The organism is Escherichia sp. WS3063 (genome assembly GCF_046486595.1).
GTDB lineage: Bacteria > Pseudomonadota > Gammaproteobacteria > Enterobacterales > Enterobacteriaceae > Escherichia > Escherichia coli.
The window spans coordinates 215,974-242,041 of sequence record NZ_JBJQKY010000005.1; the positions used below are offsets into that span (position 1 = coordinate 215,974).

The 26,068-nt window shown below is 51.5% G+C and carries 20 protein-coding genes; 2 read left to right on the forward strand and 18 right to left on the reverse strand.

Going from position 1 to position 26,068, the window contains the following annotated elements; translation table 11 throughout:
- Positions 1-150: 150 nt before the first annotated feature.
- The 4 genes from mukB to cmoM are packed head-to-tail and all read right to left on the reverse strand — an operon-like array spanning position 151 to position 7,400.
- Positions 151-4,611 (reverse strand): chromosome partition protein MukB, encoded by a 4,461-nt coding sequence (gene mukB, locus ACJHYW_RS07270; RefSeq protein ID WP_000572764.1) that lies wholly within the window; start codon positions 4,609-4,611, stop codon positions 151-153.
- On the reverse strand, positions 4,611-5,315 hold the full coding sequence (mukE, locus tag ACJHYW_RS07275) for a chromosome partition protein MukE (RefSeq protein WP_001295931.1): 705 nt from the start codon (positions 5,313-5,315) through the stop codon (positions 4,611-4,613). The genes mukB and mukE overlap by 1 nt, the downstream gene beginning before the upstream one ends.
- Positions 5,296-6,618 carry a chromosome partition protein MukF gene (gene mukF / locus ACJHYW_RS07280; RefSeq protein ID WP_001288856.1) on the reverse strand — a complete coding sequence of 441 codons (1,323 nt, stop codon included), beginning with the start codon at positions 6,616-6,618 and terminating at the stop codon, positions 5,296-5,298. Before mukF ends, mukE begins: the two co-directional genes overlap by 20 nt.
- Positions 6,615-7,400 carry a tRNA uridine 5-oxyacetic acid(34) methyltransferase CmoM gene (gene cmoM / locus ACJHYW_RS07285; protein ID WP_001298300.1) on the reverse strand — a complete coding sequence of 262 codons (786 nt, stop codon included), beginning with the start codon at positions 7,398-7,400 and terminating at the stop codon, positions 6,615-6,617. The genes mukF and cmoM overlap by 4 nt, the downstream gene beginning before the upstream one ends.
- 135 nt (positions 7,401-7,535) lie before the next feature.
- On the opposite strand from cmoM, the gene elyC reads away from it, so the two are divergent.
- On the forward strand, positions 7,536-8,315 hold the full coding sequence (gene elyC, locus ACJHYW_RS07290; RefSeq protein ID WP_000899600.1) for an envelope biogenesis factor ElyC: 780 nt from the start codon (positions 7,536-7,538) through the stop codon (positions 8,313-8,315).
- Here elyC and ACJHYW_RS07295 read toward each other — a convergent pair.
- The 14 genes from ACJHYW_RS07295 to ACJHYW_RS07360 form a co-directional block, all read right to left on the reverse strand.
- Positions 8,292-9,185: a YcbJ family phosphotransferase gene (locus tag ACJHYW_RS07295; protein WP_000436922.1), complete on the reverse strand. Its 894-nt coding sequence runs from the start codon at positions 9,183-9,185 to the stop codon at positions 8,292-8,294. The genes elyC and ACJHYW_RS07295 overlap by 24 nt on opposite strands.
- 153 nt (positions 9,186-9,338) lie before the next feature.
- The gene (gene kdsB, locus ACJHYW_RS07300) at positions 9,339-10,085 is read right to left on the reverse strand and encodes a 3-deoxy-manno-octulosonate cytidylyltransferase (RefSeq protein ID WP_000011612.1); all 747 of its coding nucleotides are present in this window, start codon (positions 10,083-10,085) and stop codon (positions 9,339-9,341) included.
- Entirely contained in the window at positions 10,082-10,264 is a 183-nt protein-coding gene (ycaR, locus tag ACJHYW_RS07305; protein WP_000350058.1) for a protein YcaR, read from the reverse strand. Before ycaR ends, kdsB begins: the two co-directional genes overlap by 4 nt.
- Positions 10,265-10,315: 51 nt before the next feature.
- Positions 10,316-11,548, reverse strand: coding sequence for a crosslink repair DNA glycosylase YcaQ (gene ycaQ / locus ACJHYW_RS07310; protein WP_061092638.1), 1,233 nt, complete (start codon positions 11,546-11,548; stop codon positions 10,316-10,318).
- Between the two features lie 36 nt (positions 11,549-11,584).
- Complete coding sequence (gene lpxK / locus ACJHYW_RS07315) at positions 11,585-12,571, reverse strand: tetraacyldisaccharide 4'-kinase (RefSeq protein WP_061092637.1); 987 nt, start codon at positions 12,569-12,571, stop codon at positions 11,585-11,587.
- Positions 12,568-14,316, reverse strand: a complete 1,749-nt coding sequence (gene msbA / locus ACJHYW_RS07320; protein ID WP_000551273.1) for a lipid A ABC transporter ATP-binding protein/permease MsbA — start codon at positions 14,314-14,316, stop codon at positions 12,568-12,570. Before msbA ends, lpxK begins: the two co-directional genes overlap by 4 nt.
- Positions 14,317-14,352: 36 nt before the next feature.
- Positions 14,353-16,617, reverse strand: coding sequence for a ComEC family protein (locus ACJHYW_RS07325; protein WP_061092636.1), 2,265 nt, complete (start codon positions 16,615-16,617; stop codon positions 14,353-14,355).
- 205 nt (positions 16,618-16,822) lie between these two features.
- The gene (gene ihfB, locus ACJHYW_RS07330; RefSeq protein ID WP_000167336.1) at positions 16,823-17,107 is read right to left on the reverse strand and encodes an integration host factor subunit beta; all 285 of its coding nucleotides are present in this window, start codon (positions 17,105-17,107) and stop codon (positions 16,823-16,825) included.
- Positions 17,108-17,266: 159 nt separating this feature from the next.
- Positions 17,267-18,940 (reverse strand): 30S ribosomal protein S1, encoded by a 1,674-nt coding sequence (rpsA, locus tag ACJHYW_RS07335; protein ID WP_000140327.1) that lies wholly within the window; start codon positions 18,938-18,940, stop codon positions 17,267-17,269.
- A gap of 110 nt (positions 18,941-19,050) precedes the next feature.
- Positions 19,051-19,734: a (d)CMP kinase gene (gene cmk, locus ACJHYW_RS07340; RefSeq protein WP_000125016.1), complete on the reverse strand. Its 684-nt coding sequence runs from the start codon at positions 19,732-19,734 to the stop codon at positions 19,051-19,053.
- Between the two features lie 172 nt (positions 19,735-19,906).
- Positions 19,907-20,671, reverse strand: coding sequence for a metallopeptidase YcaL (gene ycaL / locus ACJHYW_RS07345; RefSeq protein WP_001353317.1), 765 nt, complete (start codon positions 20,669-20,671; stop codon positions 19,907-19,909).
- Between the two features lie 168 nt (positions 20,672-20,839).
- Positions 20,840-22,123: a 3-phosphoshikimate 1-carboxyvinyltransferase gene (aroA, locus tag ACJHYW_RS07350; RefSeq protein ID WP_061092635.1), complete on the reverse strand. Its 1,284-nt coding sequence runs from the start codon at positions 22,121-22,123 to the stop codon at positions 20,840-20,842.
- Positions 22,124-22,193: 70 nt separating this feature from the next.
- Positions 22,194-23,282 carry a 3-phosphoserine/phosphohydroxythreonine transaminase gene (serC, locus tag ACJHYW_RS07355; RefSeq protein WP_061092634.1) on the reverse strand — a complete coding sequence of 363 codons (1,089 nt, stop codon included), beginning with the start codon at positions 23,280-23,282 and terminating at the stop codon, positions 22,194-22,196.
- Between the two features lie 198 nt (positions 23,283-23,480).
- Positions 23,481-24,173 carry a DUF421 domain-containing protein gene (locus ACJHYW_RS07360; RefSeq protein ID WP_000642852.1) on the reverse strand — a complete coding sequence of 231 codons (693 nt, stop codon included), beginning with the start codon at positions 24,171-24,173 and terminating at the stop codon, positions 23,481-23,483.
- 129 nt (positions 24,174-24,302) lie between these two features.
- Between ACJHYW_RS07360 and ycaO the strand changes: the two genes are divergently transcribed.
- Positions 24,303-26,063 carry a 30S ribosomal protein S12 methylthiotransferase accessory factor YcaO gene (gene ycaO / locus ACJHYW_RS07365; RefSeq protein ID WP_061092633.1) on the forward strand — a complete coding sequence of 587 codons (1,761 nt, stop codon included), beginning with the start codon at positions 24,303-24,305 and terminating at the stop codon, positions 26,061-26,063.
- Positions 26,064-26,068 lie beyond the last annotated feature (5 nt).

Genomic DNA, 26,068 nt, shown 5'->3' on the forward strand with positions numbered 1-26,068 from the left:
AGGCTTATCTTCAGTATATAAACGCCGATACGTTTTTACATAACCTAATGTAAAGAAGTTTAAAGAAAAGCGCGCCGTAATGTGCCACTTTTTTAGTGCAGAAACGGAGTTTTCGGAAAAAGGAAAGGCGGCATTGCTGCCGCCTTCATTTTAACTCGCCTGGGAAGGCGCTTCGTCACTTCCTGGAAGCGTTTCAGGGAGTTGCGGCGCAAATCCTCGCAGGCCGACGACGTGAACGTGTTCGGTATTCTGGAAGACTTTACGCACCAGTTTATAGGTGGTGCCTTTTTCCGGACTGATATTTTCCGGCGCTGCGATGATGAGCTGCATTTGCAAACGTTCACACAATTCAAACAGCGTGGCGATAGAACGAGCATCCAGTCGCGCTGCTTCATCGAGGAACAGCAGGCGGCAAGGAGAGATATCTTTACCGCGCAGGCGGCGAGATTCATCTTCCCAGCTTTGTACCACCATCACCAGAATCGACATACCGGTACCAATCGCCTCACCGGTCGACAGAGCGCCAGATTCTGCGCGCAGCCAGCCATCAGAACCACGGTTAACCTCAACTTCCATTTCCAGATAGTTGCGGTAATCCAGCAGTTCTTCGCCAATGGTCTGCGGCGTGCGTTGCCCCATATCAATCTGCGGATTAAGACGCTGATACAGTTTCGCCAGCGCTTCTGAGAAGGTCAGACGGTTGCTGTTAAACAGATCCTGATGTTGCTCATGCTGTTCAGAGAGCACATCCAGCAGCATGGCGTGCGTTTCACGCACGTTCACGTTGAGACGCACGCTGTTCACCTGGCCAAACGATACGCTCTGCAAGCCCTGGTTGAGCATACGGATACGGTTCTGCTCGCGCTGAATGGTTTTGCGAATAATGTTCGCCACGCTGCGGGAACTGATCGCCAGTTTCTGTTCGCGGGAGGTTAACTCTTCGGTCAGACGGCTAAGTTCGATCTCCATCTGTTCGATAGCTTCCACCGGATCATCGGTACGAATAATATCCTGACGAATACGTTCACGCAGATGCTGATAAACCGCCACGAAGAACTGAATTTTACGTTCCGGACGTTTTGGATCTTCCGACATACGCAGCACGTCGCGCAGATGTTCGTTATCCGCCACCGCCAGACGCAGCGCACCTAACGCCTTATCCGACATGGAACGCAAATCATCAGCGGAGAGATAAGCCAGCTCACGACGGTGTAAGCGGCGCTCAACGCCGTTATCTTTCACCATGCGCATGACTGCACACCAGCCCGCTTTCGCGGTCACTACCTGCTCGCGCATCTCAAAGTAATCCCGCTCCAGCTTGCGCAGTTTGCGGGTCAGGTTGTCCATCTCTGCTTCGCAGAAGGTAAGCGCTTTTTCCAGTTGATTGCGGCGTGAACGGTTATTGCTCAGTTGCGCGTGCAACTCGTCACGGCGAATACGCGCCCGCTCTTCTGCCCCGCTATCAGCACGCACGCCGATATCCTGCAATTCACGTTGCAGATCGTTGAGTAGCTCTTTTTTGGTGTCGTAAGAACTTTTCAGCGAAGCCAGCACCTGGTTGTACTGACTCAACTGCGCTGCGTGTCCGCGCAACGCTTCACGCGCGCGGGTACGCTCCGCTTCCGCCTGTTCCAGACGTTCACGCAGTTTTTCGTTGAGATCGCTGTTACCGCTAAGCATTTCTGCCGAGTCAGAGTAGCTAAAGTGCGCACGACGCTGCACCACTTCCGTCAGGGCAAACGCCTGCTGACGGGCATCGCGCTGCATCTGCTGAGAGTACGCGTAATCTTCTTTTAATTGTTCGAACTGTTCCGGGTCACTCTGCAATACCGAAACGATCGGTTCCAGTTTCGCCAGTTGATTACCGAACTGCTGAACAAAACGCGCGGCTTCCTGGGCTTCATCCAGACGTTCGCGGATTTCATCGACGCGATCCGCCAGGCTGTCATCAGCCAACAAGTTGAGACGCGGCAGAATGCGGTTCAGCGCCGTAACACCCTCTTTCGCCTGCTCAAACTGAATACGCTGCTGCTGGTTATCATTTTCATGATTACTCAACGCCCGCTCCAGTTCGACGCGACGGCTGTTCAGTTGACGGATTTCGGCTTCCGGATCAGACTCAAACGCCACCGCCAGGTGGCTGCCGATAAAGCGGCTGAACGCCTGATGCAGACGCTGGGTTTTCTGTACATCAAAGGAGAGCGTGGCGAAGCGTTCGGAAAGCACTTCACGCTCGGCATGGAGGCTTTCAATACGGCTTTCACGCGCAGCACGACCAAACAGCGGCACTTCCGGGAAACGTGAATAACGCCACTGACGATCGGCGATTTTCACCACCACCGCTTTTTCCAGCTCATCAACGCTGAACACGCTATCATCGAATGACTGCGGATCCCCTTCGATCAGATAGAGATCTTCCGGGCAATCGGTCAAGCCTTCCAGGTGTTCGGTTACCTGTGACAGATCTGGCACCACGATGGCGTGGCGTGACGGGCCATACAGCGCTGAGAAGTACGGCGCATCTTCCAGGCTAACGTCGTCATAAATTTCTGACAGCAGCACGCCGCCAAAACGCTCCGCCAGCGCATTCAAACGCTGGTCTTCAGAACCACCTGGCTGGCTTAAACGTTCGATCTCTTCATCGACGGCGTTTTTGCGCGCGCCTACTTCATCGCGTTCAACAATGGCTTCGCGCTCACGCTCCAGCAACTGTTGCAGATATTCGGTGACATCCTGGCTGGAGGAGAACTCTTCGCCGCACTGTTCGCTCAACTGGTTGAGACTGTTTTGCGCAGCCAGCCAAACCGGCGCACGCTGCATCAAACTCTGAATGCGAGACTGCAGCTGTTCCTGCTCCTGGCGCAGTGCCATCCGCACTTCTCGGGCGTTAGAGACGCTATCGGAAAGAGAGGCAATGCGTGCTTCCAGCTCCTGATGCAGAGCTTCCAGTTCATCAATATCAAAATTCTTGCCCTGACGTTTGCAGAAATCTGCCAGCAGACGCTCAGCTTCTTGCTGCTCACGCAGACGCTGTTCCAGTTCGCTTAAGCGCATCCGCAACGGCTGAACCTGCTCTGCCAGGTGACGCTGATCGACCCCTTCGCGCAGCAGTTCGCGAGCGACATCCCACGCCTCGTTACGCGCCAGCGGGCCGTTGATTGCCACCACCAGCTGATAAGCCTGCTCAAACTGGCTGTGCGCGGTTTGCGCCATGCTCATTTTCTGCTCAAGAGAGAGCATTTTTTCAGTCGCTTCCAGCTCTTTCGCCTGGAAGGTTTCCAGCCATTCGGCGGCGCTGTCGGCGGTTAAGTCCGGCAGATGGCACAGTTCTTTGGCACGATTAAGCGCAGCAATCGCTTGGTTATACTGGATCGCGCGCGTTTGCTGGACGTCCAGCGCCTGCTGGTAGTCAGCAAGCTGGCTTTTCAGCTCGTCCACTTCCAGTTCGGCAGCTTCCGCACGAGCCTCATTCTCTTCCTGGCGTTCGATGGCTTCTGCCACCACTTCGTTTTGCTCTTCCAGACGGATCTGCAGCTCATCGAGATCCGCTTCGTAACGTTCGATCTTCTCCTGCTGACGCAGTGCGGTTTGCACCAGGTTCAGGTGATCGCTGGCCGCCTGATAATCTGCTTCCAGATCGCCTTCGGCACCGTTGTGCTCTGCCAGCTCACGCGCCATATCGACGTGTTTGTACTGCTCAGCCGCCAGTTGCTGACGCGAAGTGTGTAGCTCGCGACGAAACTCCAGGGCTTTGTCGAGATGGACACGGCGCTCGTTGGCGTGACGCATGTAGTCCGCCGCCACGTAGTTGGTGGCTTCGCTAATCAGATGCTTAAACAGGTCGCGGTCCGACTGGGTGACACGAATCGCTTCCAGCGTCATGCGGTTTTCGCGCAGCGCCGCTTCCATGTCCTGGAACGCTTTCCGCACGCCGCTGTTTTCCGGCAACAGGTAGTCGCGCAGAGAGCGCGTAATGGCGCTGGAGATCCCGCCGTACAGCGAAGCTTCGATCAGACGATAGAATTTACTACGGTCAGACGCTGAGCGCAGACGACGCGCGATGATGCCCAGATCGAACATCAGCGAGTGGTAATCGGTAATGGAGTTGAACTGTTTAAACTGCACGCCTTCCATCGCCTCGAGCTTGTCTTTCAGCTCGTTAAGCGGCAGCACGCGCGCCTGACGTTCGCTCAGGGTTTCGGTCACCAGCTGTGTCGGCTGCACCGACATCGGCAGTCCCTGAATGGCAAATGGTTTGATATCCACTTTACGATCGCGTCCGGCAACCTGTTGCAGACGCACACCGACCACCACGCGCTGGTGGCGCGAGTTAATGGTGTCGAGCATCGAATAACAGACACCCGCTTTCAGCTTACCGTGCAGACCTTTATCGCGCGAACCGCTGGTGGCCCCGGCTTCCGTAGTGTTACGGAAATGCAGCAGGGTCAGGTCGGGGATAAGCGCCGTAACGAACGCCGCCATGGTGGTGGATTTACCCGCCCCGTTACCGCCAGAAAGCGTCGTGACCAGCTCGTCAAGGTCAAAAGTTCGGGCAAAAAAGCCGTTCCAGTTAATCAGCGTCAGTGAGCGAAATTTACCGCGTTCAATCATTATTCTTCCTCTCCGCTATCTGGCTGACTCTCTTCGGTTTCATCGTTGAGTTGCAGATGATTTTCAATCGGCATTGCTTCACCATCACGAATCAGGCGACGCTGTGCTTCACGGGGATCGTCGCCAGCACGCACATCGGCTCCGAAGCGGAACACCGATTCGGTAATGCGGAACTTGCTGCTGTCGTGGCCCATAAACCACACCATACCCAAACGACGCAGACGGTTGAGCGAAGAACGTACTTTCTCCTGCAACTTCTGCCGGTCAACGTCTGAACCGGTTGAACGGTTGTTCACCAGTTTCAGCAGTTTCGCTTCATCGGCCAGGGTGAGCAGTTCATCGTACAGTTCCTGCTGGGTGAAAATCCCCTCATTCGCCAGCCGCTCCGGGCTGAGATAAAGATAACAGAGGATTTTCCCGACCATCATATCCAGTTCCGACAAAACGGAACGAGGGATCAGAGTGGTGGAACGTGGGCGTAAATAGAAGAACCCCTCCGGTGCGCGAATAAGCTCAACGTTATAACGCGCGTAAAACTCTTCCAGATATTCCTGAAAATCCATCAGGAATGCATGATTATCCAGTTCGTCGAGGCCAATATGGCGGCCTGAACGTAAGGCGCTATCCAGCGCCGGAAATAACGGATTCGCCAGCGCCTGCGCCAGCTTAACCGGCATCACTTGTTCAATATTTGTCGATGACATGCGCCTGTACCTTGGCTCCGTAATCATTAATCGGCTGCCATTTCGCTGGCAGTCCGGTGAAATCTGCTTGCGCTACGCCAAGACGTACCGCCTGATCAATAACAATGCGCGCAACGTCAAAGTGACGTGCACGCGGATACTGTGACAGATATTCGCGTACCACCAGACCAAGATCCAGCGGCACTTGTCTGGTTTTGTACACGGCAAGTTGTTCTTCGATGATCGCCGCCAGCTGTTCGCGGATCTCGTTAAACTCTTCGTACTCCAGATCCTCAGGAAGTTCCCCAGTCACTTCTTCATCGCGCAGTACCATCTCTTCGTCACGCATATCCAGCAGACGATCGGCATTGGCATAAGTTAGCGCCCACGGCTCATCAAAATAGGTTTGTACCGACTGACGTAACCGCTGAGCAAAGACGCGGTTTTTATCCATATCGATCGCAGTACGAATAAATTTGTGTACGTGGCGGTCGTAGCCAATCCACAAGTCGATGGATTGCTGGCCCCAGCTGATAATACGGTCAAGTTTGCTCTGCAGATCGAACACCAGACGATCGACAAAATGCAGATCGTCATGGGTCATCGTCGCATCCTGAATGCGCAACAGATTAGCCTGCAATTTGTCGCCTGCCGCTTCCAGCGTATCCTGCAATTCACGCAGCGTTCCGGAAGTTTCCGAAAGCAACAATTCACAGCTGGAGATCGCCGCCCGCCAGTCTTTGTTCAGCAACTGGGCGATATCGTCCTTCACCTGCTGCTGCTGTTCGTCCATCAGACGTTGCGTCAGGTCGATACTGTCGAAAATTTCTGCTACCGAATATTTCAGTGGCGCATAAACATTACGGTGCCAGTGAAATTCATCACCGCCCTCTTCGGCGGCATCTGCCGCGCGTTTGAGCTCACCCGCCACAATCGACAACTGCATAGAAAGGCGCAGCGTAGAAAACTCGCGCTGACGGATGTAGTAGTCAGTAATGCCGATGCCGAGCGGCGTCAGACGGTAAATTGCGTTCCCTTCCGCCTGCTCGCTGGTAAAGCGGTTCAGCAGACGTTGACGCACCATGTCGTTGATCGCGTTGTTGGCGCGCACGCCGATGGTTTCGCTGGTTTGCTCAAACGCATCACTCACATGGCGGAATGCATCCACCAGCTCGCCTTCACTCATCTCACCATCCAGACGCTCGCCGTTCAGCGTGGCAACCGCCAGCAGAAAAGAGAGTCGGTCTACCGGCAGCGAGATGGAGAAGTCATTTTTTCTGGCCCAGGCAACCAGTTCGGGGACTGTCTGGGAAAATTCACTCATACTTTATCCTTGCTCTGCGGTTTGCGCGCGGTGACATGAATATAACGCCCCAGGGTAATATACGGTTCCTGACGGCAATAACGCGTTTCTAATTCAAGTAATGCTTCATAGCAGTCGCGCTGCTGGTGCTTCTCGCGCAGATAATCATGAAACACACGAACGCCTGTCTTACCCATAATTTGCCAACCAGCTTCTTCCAGCCACAGATAAACCTGCGCCGGGTCGCGTGGATAATCTGGCGAAAGCGTCCGTTTTTTCTTTTTCGGCATTCCCGCCTGCACGTAATCAAAATTCCCGGCGACCATGTTATGCATCAGCAAGCCGTGCGCATTGTAGAACATTAACGACAACACACCGCCTGGACGCAACACTGACCACAGGGTCTGTAATACGCTGCGGGGATCGGCCACCCACTCGAGCACCGCATGGAACAATATCAGATCAACGGGCGTTTCCAAATGCGAAGCAACATCCTGAGCGGCGCAATGTATAAATTGCATGTTGTCGCTCACACCTTTTGCTTCTGCCGCCTGTTTTGCGCGGTCGATCATCTGCGCAGAAAGATCGCATAAAATGACCTGATGCCCGCGCTCAGCCATTTTGATTGCGGTCTGCCCTTCTCCACCGCCAGCATCCAGCACACGCAGTTTTTGCGGGCCCATTTCCGCCAGCACGCGATCGAGATCCTGCCACAGAATAGCCTGTCGAAGCTGCCCTTTGGTGGTGCCGTAAATGTTACGGGAAAACTTTTCCGCAATATCATCAAAATTGCGATCCTGCATTGCTTTCTCCACCGGTTGGCTAAGACGTTTTCTGATAAAGACGCTATTTTGTCACAGCCACGGCGAGAATGAACCCGTCTGGTGTAATATCGCTGGCGATCCCTTGCTATATGGTTAAAAAAGGAACCAGAAAGGATGCTTTTTACACTGAAAAAAGTGATTGGCAATATGTTGCTGCCACTTCCGCTGATGTTGTTGATTATTGGCGCTGGCCTGGCGCTGCTGTGGTTTAGCCGTTTTCAAAAAACCGGGAAGATTTTTATTAGCATTGGGTGGCTGGCGCTCTTGTTATTGAGTTTGCAACCGGTAGCCGACCGCCTGCTGCGTCCCATCGAAAGCACCTATCCGACATGGAATAATTCGCAAAAAGTGGACTATATCGTGGTGCTCGGAGGCGGTTATACCTGGAACCCACAGTGGGCACCGAGTTCGAATTTAATCAATAACAGTCTGCCACGCCTGAATGAAGGTATTCGCTTATGGCGCGAAAATCCGGGATCAAAACTGATCTTCACGGGAGGCGTAGCAAAAACCAATACGGTGAGTACAGCGGAAGTAGGTGCCAGAGTTGCGCAATCGCTGGGCGTACCGCGCGAGCAAATTATCACCCTGGATTTGCCAAAAGATACCGAAGAAGAAGCTGCAGCAGTGAAACAGGCGATTGGTGACGCACCTTTCCTGCTGGTGACCTCCGCATCACATCTGCCGCGGGCGATGATCTTTTTTCAGCAGGAAGGGTTAAATCCGCTACCAGCCCCGGCGAATCAGTTGGCCATCGACTCGCCGCTTAATCCGTGGGAACGGGCAATCCCTTCTCCGGTTTGGTTGATGCATAGCGACCGCGTTGGCTATGAAACGCTTGGCCGGATCTGGCAATGGCTGAAAGGTTCGTCAGGCGAGCCACGGCAAGAGTGATTTTGATGCCAGATCGAAGTTACGCCGACTAAATCGTCCGGTGTTGACCAGTTGCGCAACTTCATCCCATAACACATACAACCAACGCCGCCAGATGAACGACTCCGCCACTGGCGCGCGTTGCAGATAACTCCAGAGCAAATCTTCCGCCAGAGAATTATCCATTAGTCGGAACAGTTCGTATTCTCGCGGTGCCCAAAGCATTAGTCCCGGTCCGACCATCGCCAGTAACTGATCGCTGCGCGAATCTTTCAGCATGCTGCGTAAACAGAAGTTACCGTGAATCAGTACACAATTGTCGTTAAAGCCTTCAAATAATGCCGGGAGACATTCGCGAGTGCGAAACAGGATCCGCTTATCCTGCATCGTCAGACCGGTGTTATTGAACTGATTGAGCGTGGTCCATAGCACTTCAACATGTTGCCGGTACCATGAGGGCCAGAAATTTTCCTGAGTATTGTCGACCGCGCCGACGCAACCGCGACTGTCCTGACGGTGCCAGGCCAGTAAGGCTTCAACGATTTGGTCTTTGAGCTGTTCCCAGCGTTCTGGTGTTCGGGCTGGTGCCTCCACCGAAACACCACGCATCCGCTCCAGTAGCAGGACATCGGGGCCGGGGTGTTCTTCATGCGTCATCACACCATAAATAGTCGGCATACGGACAGTCCCACTTCTTGCCAGCATGGTGGTTTTCCATGCCAGTTGTCGGGCTTTTCCGGGCGTACTAAAGCTTCTTGCCATTAACGGCATTGGGTTTCCCTGGCTGTCATACAAAGCCCACAACGCCGTATCCGCTTTTTCATTGACGCACTCAATACGACTGAGTTTTTCGCCCAGTAAATGGCTTAATTCGGCACGCAGCTGTTCCATTCAGATTACCCTCATAAAAGCTACTGCTTTCATAATGAGCGCCAATATAAAAGATGTCACCTGAATGAGATCAATTGTTGAAAAGAAAAATTGAGGAAAATCGTAACGGTACGACACTCCTCCCAAAATTGGCTGGAGTGTCGTGAAGTGAAATTAGCGCATTTCAGCGCGAACGCGCTCGAGATCTTCAGGGGTATCCACACCTGTGCCAGGAACTTCCTGGGCGACAGCAACATGGATTTTTTCGCCGTACCACAGAACACGAAGCTGCTCTAACATTTCGATGTGTTCTAACGGACTTGGCTGCCAGTTGACGTAACGACGGATAAAGCCTGCACGGTAGCCATAAATACCAAGATGACGCAGGAAGTTATCGCCAACGGTTTCAAGGCCTTTTGCAAAACGATCACGATCCCAAGGAATGGTGGCGCGAGAGAAGTACAGTGCATACCCTTCAGCGTCGAGGACCACTTTCACCGCATTCGGGTTAAACGCTTCCTCCGCATTGTGGATTGGCACCGCCAGAGTCGCCATACCCACCTGACGCTGGGCGAGATTATCAGCAACCTGACGAATGATTGTCGCAGGGATCATCGGTTCATCCCCCTGCACATTAACGATCACCGTGTCGTCGCTGAATGCGCATTTTTCGACAACTTCCGCCAGACGTTCTGTTCCTGACTGATGATCGGCGCGCGTCATACATACTTCACCGCCAGCGGCTTCAACAGCGCGGGCAACATCCTCATGATCGGTTGCCACGATGATGCGCTCGGCACCTGATTCGCGCGCGCGTTCAAGAACATGAACAATCATGGGTTTGCCGTTAATATCAACCAATGGTTTACCGGGCAGACGCGTGGACGCGTAGCGCGCGGGAATAATGACCACAAAACTCATGATTTACTCTCATCAGCAGTCAGCACGCGGGCTTCCGTTTCCAGCAACACTGGAATGCCATCGCGCAGCGGGAAAGCCAGGTTGTCCAGTTTGCAAATAAGTTCTTGTTTTTCCTGGTTATACCAAAGTTTTCCGTTGCAAACCGGGCAGGCAATGATTTCAAGCAGACGATGATCCATAGTTCCTCCAGATGGATCGGGTTATGAATGCATAAATCTTATCATAATCATTTATGCGACGGGGTCTATTTCCCAGCCGGTGCGGCAATCAGTAAAGAGGCCTTGCGGGCAGCGTCCTAATGTCACCCGCGTTGCCTGCTGCCAGTTAGCGAAATCAGTAATCGCCTGACGTAACCCTTTTTGCAACGTTGTCGTTGGTTTAATGCCTTCCTGTAACCACAGAGAGATAACTTCAAGGATGCCTGTCTGGCGATGCATTTTGGCATCCATTCGCCCAACTAATTGCCCACGATGTAATAACGGCAGAACAAAATAGCCATACTGGCGTTTCGGCGCTGGGGTATAGCACTCCAGCCGGTAGCTAAAATCAAAAAGCTGCTCTGCGCGTTTGCGATCCCAGACAACAGGATCAAAAGGCGAAAGTACCGCGCTGTGCGTTGCAGTGAGCTTTCCGGCGAGCGCACGCTCGAGTAGCGGCAGCAAATCAGCATGCAGCCAAAGATTGCCCAATTTTTCAACATGCACAGCAATGATTTGCTGCTGTTCAGCCCTCGCTTCGCGCCAAGCCGCCAGTGCCGGACGTTTCAGCCGATAGTAATCTGCCAGCCACTGTTCGCGGAATATGCCCAGGCTACGCGCACTGTTATCCAGCATGATGATTTCTGCTTCTGTTTGCGAAACGAGATCGCGCTCATCATCCCAGTCAGGCATGACACGGTGGGTTAAATCATAAACGCGCTGGAAGTTGCGCCGTTCAATCACCATCACTTTCCCGGCTGTAAATAAACCTTCCAGATGCCGTTTATGCGGCTTCCATTCCCACCAGCCGCTTGCACCTTTACGAGAATGCTCGAAATCGGCTGAACGTACCGGCCCCTTATCATGAATATGCTGAATTAAATGTGCAATTTCCGCCTCATGTTCCTGCATCCAGGCGTCTTTATATTTCCAGCCCATTTTTTCAGGTGCCAGCATGCGGTGGCGAATAAGACGAAAATCGCTACGTGGCATAAAACAGGCTTCATGCGCCCAGTATTCCATTAATTCGCCACGCGCCAGAGACTCATCCAGCCACTGGGCAGGATAATTTCCCAGACGACTGAAAAGCACCAGATATGGGCTACGGGCAACAATATTGATGGTATCGATTTGCAGCAAGGACATGCGGGAGATCGTTGCCGGAATATCCTCCAACGATGCTCGACGGCGGGGTTTGTTTAACAGGCCTTGCGCGGCAAGGTGAAGATTACGCGCATCAGCAAGGGAGAGGTGCGGCAGCGACATTCATGACTCCATCAATCGAACGCTGCCGCGGCGTAACTAGTTGCCAGAAGCCAGCGAGGTTAGTTGCGCAAGCAGTTTCGCTGGTTCATCACCTGAAAGCTGTGCGTCAACAGGCAAATACCACCAATTTTCATCTGCAAAGGCCCGGCATTTCACCGCATCTTTTTCAGTCATTACCAGCGTTTGCCCGTCGCTTACCAACGCGCTGACATCCGCATGATTCAAAGACTGATGATCGGCCAGCGGTACACATTTTTCCGGTTGTACGCCACACATCTTCAGCGTGGCAAAAAAGCGCGGCGGATGACCAATCCCTGCCATCGCCACCACATGTTCAAGCTGAGCAACGTCACAACGCGTACCGGTACGTAAATTCACCGCCTGACCCGGCAGCAGATGCATGGGGATTTCACCGCTGCGGGGGACACCACCGTTGACGATTACCGCATCAACCGACTTTAAGCGCCCCGCTCGCTCACGCATTGGCCCCGCCGGCAACCACCAGCCATTGCCAAAGCGACGCACACCATCAATAACGACAATTTCCACATCACGCGCCAGACGGTAATGCTGTAAACCGTCGTCGGTTACGATGATCTGCACATCAGAGTGTTGCGCCAGAATGGCTTTTATCGCATCAGAACGCACGGGAGAAACCGCAACAGGCGCATCAGTGCGTTGATAAATCAACACAGGTTCATCACCCGCCTGTGCTGTGGTGGTATCTGCCGACAATAACAGCGGATAAGATTCAGCCTTACCACCATATCCCCGCGATACGACCCCCACGCGAATACCGCGCTGTTGCAACTGTTCCACCAGCCAGACAACGACCGGGGTTTTTCCGTTGCCGCCTGCGGTGAGATTACCAACCACGACAACCGGTACGGGGGCACGCCAGGCGCGCTTCAGTTTTAGTTTATAGCAAAGACGGATCGCGCCACTCACCAGGCCATACAACCAGGAGAGTGGCAGCAATAGCCGCCACAAAGGGGATTCACCAGACCAGATTTTTTCGATCATTGGCCAAACTGCATTTTGTGAAGTTGCGCGTAAACGCCACGGTGCTCAAGCAAATCGTTATGCGTACCGCGTTCCACAATGACACCATCCTCGACGACCACGATTTCGTCTGCCTTTTCAATGGTAGACAAGCGGTGGGCAATCACCAGGGAGGTACGGTTTTTCTGCAACTCATCCAGTGCCGCCTGAATCGCACGTTCGGATTCGGTATCCAACGCCGAGGTAGCTTCGTCCAGAATCAGAATCGGGCTATCACGCAACAAGGCTCGAGCGATAGCAATACGCTGACGCTGACCGCCAGAGAGCAGCACGCCGTTTTCACCAATCACTGTATCGAGACCGTTATCCATCTTATTGATGAAGTCCATGGCGTAGGCCATACGCGCCGCTTCTTCAATTTGCTCACGGCTGTACTGTTCAGTCCGTGCGTAAGCAATGTTGTTAGCAACCGTATCGTTAAACAGATGGACATTCTGCGACACCAGAGCAACCTGGTTACGTAACGACGCCAGGGTATACTCGCGCAGATCGTGACCATCCATCAGGATTTCGCCTTCATCAATATCGTAAAAACGCGTGATCAGGCTGGCGATGGTTGATTTACCTGAACCAGAGCGTCCAACCAGAGCAACCGTCTTCCCTGCCGGAATTTTCAGGTTGATGTTACGCAATGCGGGTACGTCACGTCCCGGATAAGTAAAGGTGACGTTGCGGAATTCCACGTCGCCAGTCGCACGCTCGAGCACGCGCTTACCTTCGTCTTTCTCCTGCTCACTGTCCAGAATGGTAAACAGCGTCTGACAAGCCGCCATACCGCGCTGGAACTGGGCGTTAACGTTGGTCAGCGATTTCAGTGGACGCATCAGTGCAATCATTGAAGAGAAAACAACGGTAATCGTACCGGCAGTCAGGCTATCCATGACACTTGGGAAGCTCGCCGCATACAGAACAAACGCCAGCGCCAAAGAGGCGATCAGCTGAATGATCGGATCAGAGATGGAAGAGGCTGAAACCATTTTCATCCCCTGAAGACGCATTCGGTTACTGACTTTATCGAAGCGTTTCGTTTCCACTTCCTGACCACCGAAAATCAATACTTCTTTGTGGCCCTTCAGCATTTGTTCGGCGCTGGTGGTCACCTGCCCCATGGTGTTCTGCATGTTTTTACTGATGTTGCGAAAACGCTTCGATACAACGCGAATCGCAATCGAAACAATCGGTGCCAGCACAATCAAAATGATCGACAGTTGCCAACTGTAATAGAACATCATGATGAACAGGCCGATGATCGACGCACCTTCACGCACAACAGTAATCAGTGCGCCGGAAGAAGAAGAAGCAACCTGTTCGGAATCGTAGGTGATACGTGACAACAGCGTACCCGTTGACTGTTTGTCAAAGAATGAAACTGGCATTCCCATCATGTGACCAAACAGGCGGCGACGCATAGTCATTACCACCTTTCCTGATACCCAGGAGATACAGTAGCTGGAGACATAGCTGGTGATACCACGTAAAATCATTAGCCCGATCACCACCAGCGGCATCCACACCAGCACGGAGCGATCTGTTTTACCAAAGCCATCATCAAGAAGTGGCTTAAGGAGCGATAACATGAAGGTATCGCTGGCTGCGTTGAGGATTAACGCTACGCCCGCCACGATCAGACCCGCTTTAAAAGGCGCAATGGTTGGCCACAGTCGGCGGAATGTCTGCCACGTAGAGAGATCTTTGTCGTTATGCATTCAAAAAACCAGCATTTGTTGAAATAGCCGCATATTCTACCCGTTATCCACTGGCACGCCAAACCACTGATGATACCAACGAGGTAAAATTTGCTCTCTGAGGCTGCTAATCCGCCAGCCTTGCGCTGAAAAATTGACCGTTATTTGACCCTGATGTGGAGTATCAAGCCACTTATAACCCTGTTGTTGATAGCGATGTTTAACTTTGCTTGAGGGCAGTCGCCATGCGTTATAGCGCGATGCCGATGCGAGTGCCACTTTTCCATTCACTCGCTGAATTAATGGCAACGATGATGAGGTATTACTGCCATGGTGAGGTACCTGAAGTAATGTTGCCTGCATTTGCTGCCAGTAACGGCTTAGCATCTTTTGTTCAGCAGGGGCTTCAATATCACCGGTTAGAAGAATGCTATTCGTCCCGTCATCAACCTTAACCACACAGGAATGGTTATTTCCTTTATCGTTGCTACCTTGTAAAGGCCAGTGCGCGCTGAAACGCAATCCTTGCCATTGCCACGCTTCGCCACGCACACAGGGCTGATGGTGTTCCCAGTTTAACGGACTTCTGATCCATAACATCGGCCATGTATGCAATATTGAGTCCAGCCCTCCCCGGTGATCCAGATGTTCATGACTCAGAATAACGCCTTCCGGTTCAAGATTATGCCAGTGGAGCCAGGGGATAATCAGTTGTTGCCCACTATCCCCTTCAGGCCAGGCCAGTCCCGTGTCATAGAGAATCGCTTTGCCGTTTCTGGCTATCACCATTGCCAGCCCTTGCCCGACATCAAGCATGTACACTTGCCACTCGTCAGGTCGAGGTTTTTGCCACAGCGGCCAGCACATCAGCAAGCCTCCAGCCACACACATTGCTGGCAACGTTCGCCAGGCGTTTAATCGCCATACCACCAGTAAGAACCATGGGGAAAATGATAGCCATTGCCAACGTTCAGCAATGTTGATCCACCCTTCTGGCAAACTCTTTAACCCCCAGAAAAGCAAAGCCAAAGACCGGTCGGCAAGAAACCATACTCCTTGCTCCACGATTAACGGCCCGCTTAAATGCATAACCATCGCGGCGAGGATCAACGGAACCGTGATAAATGTCACCAGGGGAATTGCAAATAGGTTTGCAATAAACGAGGTCAGACTAATGCCATGAAATACGACGATTTGCACAGGCATTAGCAGGAGCGTGATTCCCAGTTGTAGATGGATGAGGGCAACAACCGCGCGCAATACTGGCGGCAGTTGCCACTCCGGACAGGGAAACCACTGATACCAAAAAATCAGCGCCGCGACCGCAGCGGCAGAGAGCCATAAACTTTGCGAAAGAATGGCAACAGGATCCATCAGCAAAATTGCCGCCAGACAACATATCCATACATCCCAGCCACTCCACTGTCGCCCACTTAACTTAAGCATTCCCCACATGGCAAGCGCCACCACGGTACGCAATGCAGGAGGTTGCATCCCAGTCAGCCAGGCATAAAAAGCAGCACAGCAGATTCCGCCAATTAATGGCATTTGCCAGTGGATCCAGCGCCCAGGCAGAAAAATTTGTCCACTGCGAATGAGTCCGGCAGCCAGCAACGCCGCAAAAGCGATATGCAATCCCGATATCGCCATTAAATGCGCCGTTCCAGTATCGCGCATGATATTTTTGATTTCTTTGGGAACGGATAACCGTTCCCCCATACCTAAACCAAGAATAACCGCATTCCACGGATAGGGTTGCAGCGTTGTTTGTAATGACGCCAGATACTGTGCACGCAGGCTACAATTCGGTTCAATGACACTTGCCTGCAGAAAGCGGCCGGTCAGCGGCTGATGCTGGGCAATGGCATAACGCTGGCTATCAAAGCCGCCATCATTAAGTTGGCCATGAACTGCACGAACTTTGAGTTTCATTGACCATACTTGTCCGGCACAAACCGCTTGCGGAAGATATTCGCCATACAGTACGAGGCCTGGCGCAGGGAATATACGTCGACTTTGTAGATGAGTGATTTGACCGTAATGAGTGGTCATGCCGTCAGTAGCAGTGATCTCAACTATTGCATCCTGCGTCGCGCCAGTTAAGGTTTCTCCTGCCCACAAAATTTGCTTTGCTGCTAATATGCCCCAAACGAAAAACAGCAACGTCAGCGCGATATAACGGACGGTTTTAACAGGGATAAATGCCAGTACACAGGCGAAGAGAGTCAGAAACGCAAGGGTTACTGTCCCTGGCAATTGGGGCAAAATCAGCAACGGAAAAATTCCGCAAATTATGCATACGCCGACTGTCGTTATTTTCATGCACCCTCCCTGTTTATAGAAAGTGTGCAACTTTGTTGAACGGTTGTCTGGTGGGTGTTTTGCGTTCCCCGAGGCACGTTCAGAAGAATTTAACGATAGGGTGAAAACTGCTCAAAACTCTGCGAGGCAGCTTCCAGTTCCAGATTAGAGAAATGAAAAAAGCACCCGACAGGTGCTTTTCTCGCGTTCAAGTTTGAGTAAAAACTTAACCGTAAATATTGGCGCGATCGCGCAGTTCTTTACCTGGTTTAAAGTGAGGAACGTATTTTCCTTCCAGTTCTACTTTATCGCCAGTCTTCGGATTACGTCCGGTACGTGGTGCGCGGTAGTGCAAAGAGAAACTGCCGAAACCGCGGATTTCAATACGCTCGCCCTGCGCAAGAGTCGAGGCCATATGCTCCAGCATCTCTTTTACTGCATCTTCAACCGTCTTGGCGGGAATGTGCGATTGCTGGGTGGCAAGTCTTTCTATCAATTCTGACTTGGTCATGATTCCTCCGGTTCCTTAAAGGCAAATTTAGCGGCTGCTGTTGCTGCATTGATTAAGGGCGGCCGTAGCCGCCCTTAGTGCTTGATTACAGGACGAAACCTGCAATCTGTCAAGTAAACTCAACAAACTTCGGAATAAAAATCCCGAAGAGTCAGAGAATTACTCGCCTTTAGCTGCTTTGAAAGCTTCAGCCATTGCGTTGTTGGAGAAGTTTGCATCTTCCTGTTTGTTAACAGTTGCGATTGCATCTTTCTCGTCAGCTTCGTCTTTCGCACGAACAGACAGGCTGATTGCGCGGTTTTTACGATCAACGCCGGTGAATTTAGCTTCAACTTCGTCGCCAACGCTCAGAACCAAGGTAGCGTCTTCAACGCGGTCACGGGATGCTTCAGAAGCACGCAGGTAACCTTCAACGCCGTCAGCCAGTTCTACGGTTGCGCCTTTAGCGTCAACTGCAGTTACTTTACCGGTTACGATAGCGCCTTTCTTGTTCAGAGCAACCCAGTTGTTGAACGGATCTTCTGCGAGCTGTTTAACGCCCAGGGAGATACGTTCACGTTCTGCGTCAACCTGCAGAACAACTGCAGCGATTTCGTCGCCTTTTTTGTATTCACGAACTGCTTCTTCGCCTGCAACGTTCCAGGAGATGTCAGACAGGTGAACCAGGCCGTCGATGCCGCCGTCCAGGCCGATGAAGATACCGAAGTCAGTGATAGACTTGATTTTACCTTCAACACGGTCACCCTTGTTGTGGGTTTCCGCGAACTGCTGCCACGGGTTAGCTTTGCACTGTTTCAGACCCAGGGAGATACGACGACGTTCTTCGTCGATATCCAGAACCATAACTTCCACTACATCGCCAACGTTAACAACTTTGGACGGGTGGATGTTTTTGTTGGTCCAATCCATTTCGGAAACGTGTACCAGGCCTTCAACGCCTTCTTCGATTTCAACGAAGCAGCCGTAGTCGGTCAGGTTGGTCACGCGACCAGTCAGTTTGGTACCTTCCGGATAACGTTTAGCGATAGCTACCCACGGATCTTCGCCCAGCTGTTTCAGGCCCAGGGATACACGGGTACGTTCGCGGTCGAACTTCAGCACTTTAACAGTGATTTCGTCGCCCACGTTGACGATTTCGCTCGGATGCTTAACGCGTTTCCAGGCCATATCAGTGATGTGCAGCAGGCCGTCAACGCCGCCCAGATCAACGAATGCACCGTAGTCAGTGAGGTTCTTAACGATACCTTTAACTTCCATGCCTTCCTGCAGGTTTTCCAGCAGCTGATCGCGCTCTGCGCTGTTTTCGGATTCGATAACGGCACGACGAGAAACAACAACGTTGTTGCGCTTCTGATCCAGCTTGATTACTTTGAATTCAAGCTCTTTGCCTTCCAGGTGCAGAGTGTCACGCACCGGACGAACGTCTACCAGAGAACCTGGCAGGAACGCACGAATACCGTTCAGCTCAACAGTGAAGCCGCCCTTAACTTTGCCGTTGATAACACCGGTAACAGTTTCAGCATCTTCGTAAGCTTTTTCCAGCGTGATCCAGGCTTCGTGACGTTTAGCTTTCTCACGGGACAGCAGAGTTTCACCGAAGCCGTCTTCTACTGCGTCCAGAGCAACGTCAACTTCGTCACCTACCTGGATTTCCAGCTCGCCCTGGGCGTTTTTGAACTGCTCAGCCGGGATGGCGGACTCAGATTTCAGACCAGCGTCAACCAGTACTACGTCTTTGTCGATAGCAACAACAACGCCACGAACGATAGAACCCGGGCGGGTTTCGATTTCTTTTAAGGACTCTTCAAAGAGTTGAGCAAAAGATTCAGTCATGTTTAATCTTCAGGTTTATATTTAACGTCCACCTGGCTCCATGCCGGATGGGGTTGTTTAACATACCCGCTGTCATTCCATTGCAACGGGGGTACTGCAAATTCGGTCGCTTATGCGAGAGCCAATTTCTGGCGCGCGTATTGTAGCGCTTTTTCAATCACTTGCTCAATGCTTAAGGTGGTGGAATCCAACACTAAAGCATCGGCTGCCGGAACCAGTGGCGCTACCGCTCGGTTACGATCGCGGTCGTCGCGTTCTTTGATCTCGGCCAAAAGGCGCTCAAAGTTAACACTAAAGCCCTTCTCCTGCAACTGTAGCATGCGGCGGTGCGCACGTTCTTCCGAGGAGGCGTCAAGGAAAATTTTCACTGGCGCATCAGGGAATACCACCGTTCCCATGTCGCGGCCATCGGCAATCAGGCCTGGTAATTCGCGAAACGCGCGTTGGCGACGCAATAATGCTTCACGAACGCGTGGGAATGCCGCGACTTGTGAAGCAGCATTCGCCACTTCCTGAGTACGAATTTCGCCGCTGACATCTTCCCCTTCGAGGATCACTTCCAGATTGCCATTGGTCGACACAAAACGTACATCCAGATGGGATGCCAGCGGCACCAGCGCATCTTCCGAAGCAACATCAACATGGTGATGTAATGCCGCCAGTGCCAGTACGCGATAAATTGCACCCGAGTCCAGCAGATGCCATTGCAACGCTTCCGCCATAGCCTTACACAAGGTGCCTTTCCCTGCACCGCTTGGGCCATCAATGGTAATAACCGGGGCAATTGCCGTCATCTTTATCTCCTTAAAACAGGCGTACCGTTAACATAACCGCGCGCATTATACGCGCCGACGCCACAAATCGTTAACGTTGTGTGCAAAAACCAGTTTTGTCTGTATTCAGATGGGGATTTATTGCGCAATTATAGCGGGCTGGCAGAAGACCAGCCCGAAAGATGACAATGATTTACTTACCAGAGGCGATACGATCACGGATGTGTTGCGCACGCTCTGTTGATGGTGGGTGAGAGTCAAACATGGACTGGGTACGACCGCCATCCAGGCTGGCCAATTTTTCAAAGCTGCCAACCAGCCCCTGGGTGCTGATGCCACGTTTCTTCAACAGATCAAAGGAGAAATCATCTGCTTCGGACTCTTTATCGCGGGAGTATTTAGCATTGATCGCGCCTTCTGCGATATCACCTAATTGTGAGCGAGAAAGCTGGGAAGCCACACCGCTGGTAGCGGAAATCGCATCACGTGCGGCAACGATCGCATAAGAAGCTTTCATTTCAGCCAGCGAGTGACCCAACGCGACGTGGCCCAGTTCATGGCCCAGAACGCCTTCAATTTCGTTGTCGTTCATCATGTCCATCAGGCCACTGTAGACACGAACACAGCCGTTCGCCATCGCCCATGCGTTGACGTCGCTGGTCATATAAACCTTATAGTTGACCGGCGTGCCATTAATATTGTTACCCAATGCTTTGGCGATTTTTGCCAGACGTTTACCGTACTTGCTGGATTTACTTGCGACTTGATTGCCGCTGTCCATTTCGGCACAGCCCTGATTGGCAATCGCTTTTGCATCAGCATCGCTTAACGTTGCTGCTTTATAGGCATTTAAACCTGAGCTGATAGCCATATTGGTATCAATACCGTGGGTATTTTGACACCCTGTCAGTAATGCTGCAGAGGCCGCAATCGCCAGCAGTAATTTAGTATTCTTCATGTGAATCATCCGTTGATTAATCATATATAAATATTATGTATCAACAACTTACATTGACAAGCGACGCTACCATTAATCAAAATGACTCACAAGGTCCGAAAAAAAACGCCGACAATGTGCCGACGTTTTGATAAAGAAAGATTTGGCTATTTATTGCCCGTTGTTCATTCAGGCTGCCTGGCTAATCCGCGCCAATTGCTCGAAATAGTCTGGAAAAGTTTTAGCGGTACATTTTGGATCAAGAATCGTCACTGCCGTATCTGATAATGCGACCAGCGAGAAACACATCGCCATCCGGTGATCATTATAAGTGGCGATCTCAGCAAATTTCAGTTTTTCCGGTGGCGTAATGCGAATAAAATCGTGCCCCTCTTCGACTTCCGCACCGACTTTACGCAGTTCTGTTGCCATCGCAAACAGGCGATCGGTCTCTTTAACACGCCAGTTATAGATATTGCGCAGCGTGGTGGTGCCTTTTGCAAATAACGCCGCGGTGGCAATGGTCATCGCCGCATCGGGAATATGGTTCATATCCATATCAATGGCGTTCAGTTCACCACGCGTGCAGGAAATATAATCATCGCCCCAGCAAATGGTCGCACCCATTTTTTCCAGCACATCAGCAAAGCGAATATCACCCTGCATACTGTTGCGTCCAATGCCGGTCACTTTTACAGTGCCGCCTTTGATTGCTGCTGCTGCCAGGAAGTAAGAAGCCGAAGATGCATCGCCTTCGACCAAATAAGTACCCGGAGACTGATAAGACTGCCCGCCTTTAACGACAAATTGTTGATAGTGCTGATTTTCAATTTCAACACCAAACGTCTTCATCAGATTGAGTGTGATGTCGATATAAGGTTTAGAGACCAGATCGCCTTTAATACGAATCACCGTATCTTCCGGTGCAAGAGGCGCAGTCATTAACAGTGCGGTGAGGAACTGGCTGGAAACGGAGCCATCAACGTCAACGTTGCCGCCAGTAAAGCCGCCCTGTAAACGCAATGGTGGATAATTTTCTTGTTCCAGGTAAGTGATCTTCGCCCCGCCCAGGCGCAGCGCATCCACCAGATGACCAATCGGGCGCTCTTTCATACGCGGTTCACCGGTCAGTACAATATCATTGCTACCCAGACAAAGAGCTGCCGCCAGCGGACGCATTGCCGTTCCGGCGTTTCCGAGGAACAACTCCAGGGCACTTTTTGCGTGTAATGGACCGCCGTTACCGATGATTTCGCAACGCGTACGATCGGCTGAAAGCGTATAGCTTACCCCTAACGCTGCTAATGCATTCAGCATATGGCGCACGTCATCGCTATCCAGCAGATTGGTTAATACTGTTTTGCCATGTGCTAATGCCGCCAGCAATAAAGCGCGGTTAGAAACGCTCTTGGAACCAGGCAGATTAATAGTGCCATCGACACGAGCGATGGGTTGTAACGTCAGGGATTCCATGAACTCAACTCTCTACAACAGAAATAAAAACCCCACAGGCTGGCTGTGGGGATTAAGCAAAATTTCGGCATTAGCCGTGACGGCGTTCGAACTCAACCATGAAGTCTGTCAGCGCTTTAACGCCTTCCAGCGGCATGGCGTTATAAATGGACGCGCGCATTCCGCCGACCACACGGTGACCTTTCAGCGCATGAAGGCCAGCAGCAAAAGACTCTTCAAGGAACAATTTGTCAAGCGCACTGTCCGCCAACTGGAACGGCACGTTCATCCGCGAACGGTTAGCTTTCGCCACGTCATTGCGGTAGAAATCGCTGTTATCAATCACCCCATACAGCAGTTCTGCTTTTTGCTGATTGATTTTATCCATTTCAGCTACACCGCCGTTCGCTTTCAGCCATTTAAAGACCAGACCAGACAGATACCAGGCAAATGTCGGCGGCGTGTTAAACATGGAGTCGTTATCGTTGAGAATGGAATAATCCAGAATCGACGGACACGCGATATTCGCTTTGCCCAGCAAATCTTCACGAACGATGACGATTGTCAGGCCAGCCGGGCCGATATTTTTCTGCGCGCCAGCGTAAATCACGCCATAATGGCTGACGTCAATCGGACGGGAAAGAATGGTTGAAGAGAAGTCGGCGGCGACCACCACATCTTTGCCGAAGTCTGGCGTTTCGTCGATGGCGATACCGTCGATGGTTTCATTCGGGCAATAATGCATATAAGCAGCATTATCAGAGAGTTGCCATTCACGCATTGGTTTAACCGCGCGCAGACCATCAACAGTCACTTTGGCGTCAAAGACATTAGGCGTGCAGTATTTTTTCGCTTCTTTAATGGCACTTGCCGCCCAGTAACCGGCATCAACATAATCTGCAGTGGTTTTATCACCGAGAATATTCAGCGGAACAGCAGCAAACTGACCGCGACCGCCGCCATGGCAGAACAATACCTTGTAGTTGGAGGGGACATTAAGAAGATCGCGAAAATCCTTCTCGGCTTCCTCTGCAACCTGAATGAACTCTTTGCCCCGGTGACTCACTTCCATCACCGACGTACCAAGACCGTTCCAGTCGCGCAGTTCCTGTTGAGCCTGTTTAAGCACCTCTGCCGGTAGCATTGCCGGACCAGAACTAAAATTGAAGATTTGAGCCATTTCCCCTCACCACGTTGCGTTGCTATTAACCCGCGGTCAATCGATTGCGACCACAGGTAATACATTATTCCTGTGGCTATCGGTTTTATCATTCAGTGACACACATCGCAATGAGTAAAACCGTTGAGGGCAAAAATGTGGCTTGCATCACACAAAAGAATCTCTCGGATTATTAGCAAAAAGCCGATGTTTTTACTGTCACGTCACCCGTTTTGCCCGACTTGCCTTCGTCCATTCTGGATTTGCACAGCGCGGACATAATTGTTTTTCCCCCGCGTTCATATGAATGATTTCACTGCAACGAATGCAGGCATAGTCCGCCGACTCGGGTACCACTTTGTAACGCTGAGTACAATCACTGGGTAAAATAAGTAAACCCGGTTTCACCTTGTCATCTTCAAAGAAATAGACACTGATTTGCCCGTTGGTTTCGAGAATCGCCAGACGTACCTGCCCCAACTGCTCCACTCCACGCAGTCGCAGCTCCATAAAGAACTCAAATTCCGTCATGTTGGAGTTATTAAGTTTCGACCAGGCCAGCTCACCATCCTCAATAATGACAACCGGCTTGCCTTCCAGAAGATCTTCCAGTTTTTCACTGTGCGCCATCAACCACATTACCAGGCGGTATAACAACGCCAGAGTAATAAAGACGATAAGTACCGGGACCATCGGCACATCATCATAAAACGCCACATCTCCCGCCGCTGACCCCAGCGTCAGAATGATTAACACTTCAAAAAGCGACATCTGCCGCACACCGCGTCTTCCGGTCATTTTGAGGAACAAAAAAACCAGTACAAAGGTATAAAGACTACGTAGTGCCACTTCGCCAAGGAAATCAAAAGGCACTTTATCAAATGCCATACGGTGGAGATCGAACGCCTTCATTTTTATGCTCTTATCGTGGTTTATCCACTAAAAGCATAGTCAACAGTTCATCGGCATGGCGGCGGTGATAGCGCCTTTGAGATAAAACCCGTATTATTGCGCGCTTTCCGTACGACTAAAGTGATTTTCATGACGCAAACATTTATCCCCGGCAAAGATGCCGCTCTGGAAGATTCCATCGCACGCTTCCAGCAAAAACTTTCAGACCTCGGTTTTCAGATTGAAGAGGCCTCCTGGCTGAATCCGGTGCCTAACGTCTGGTCTGTACATATTCGCGACAAAGAGTGCGCCCTGTGTTTTACCAACGGTAAAGGCGCAACCAAAAAAGCGGCGCTGGCTTCTGCCCTCGGTGAATATTTCGAGCGTCTCTCAACCAACTACTTTTTTGCTGACTTCTGGCTGGGCGAAACCATCGCCAACGGTCCATTCGTGCATTATCCCAACGAAAAATGGTTCCCACTGACCGAAAACGACGATGTACCAGAAGGGCTGCTCGATGACCGCCTGCGCGCATTTTACGATCCGGAGAATGAACTGACCGGCAGCATGCTGATTGACCTGCAATCCGGTAACGAAGATCGTGGTATTTGCGGTCTGCCGTTTACGCGCCAATCCGACAATCAGATCGTTTATATTCCGATGAATATCATTGGTAACCTGTACGTTTCTAACGGTATGTCCGCTGGCAATACCCGAAACGAAGCACGCGTTCAGGGGTTGTCCGAAGTTTTCGAACGCTACGTGAAAAACCGCATTATTGCTGAAAGCATCAGCTTGCCGGAAATCCCGGCAGACGTGCTGGCGCGTTACCCAGCGGTGGTTGAAGCCATCGAAACGCTGGAAGCAGAAGGTTTCCCAATCTTTGCTTATGATGGTTCGCTTGGCGGCCAGTATCCGGTGATTTGCGTGGTACTGTTCAATCCTGCTAACGGTACCTGCTTTGCCTCTTTCGGTGCGCATCCTGATTTTGGCGTAGCACTGGAACGTACCGTGACCGAGCTGCTGCAAGGTCGTGGCCTGAAAGATTTGGATGTGTTTACTCCGCCAACCTTCGATGATGAAGAAGTTGCTGAACATACCAACCTCGAAACGCACTTTATCGATTCCAGCGGTTTAATCTCCTGGGACCTGTTCAAGCAGGATGCCGATTATCCGTTTGTGGACTGGAATTTCTCCGGCACTACGGAAGAAGAGTTTGCTACGCTGATGGCTATCTTCAACAAAGAAGATAAAGAAGTTTATATTGCCGATTACGAGCATCTGGGCGTTTATGCTTGCCGTATTATCGTGCCTGGCATGTCCGATATTTATCCGGCTGAAGATCTGTGGTTAGCGAATAACAGTATGGGTAGCCATTTACGTGAAACCATTCTCTCGCTACCAGGCAGTGTGTGGGAAAAAGAAGATTACCTGAACCTCATCGAGCAACTGGATGAAGAAGGTTTTGATGACTTTACTCGCGTACGTGAACTACTGGGTCTGGCGACCGGACCGGATAACGGTTGGTACACCCTGCGTATCGGTGAATTAAAAGCCATGCTGGCGCTGGCTGGTGGCGATCTGGAACAGGCTCTGGTCTGGACTGAATGGACGATGGAATTTAACTCATCAGTGTTCAGTCCGGAACGCGCCAACTATTATCGCTGTCTGCAAACGTTGTTATTACTGGCACAGGAAGAAGACCGCCAACCGCTGCAATATCTGAATGCCTTCGTTCGTATGTATGGCGCAGACGCCGTAGAAGCTGCCAGTGCGGCAATGAGCGGTGAATCGGCGTTTTATGGCCTGCAACCCGTAGATAGCGATCTGCACGCATTTGCTGCACATCAATCGTTGCTGAAAGCCTACGAAAAGCTGCAGCGCGCCAAAGCGGCATTCTGGGCAAAATAAAATCA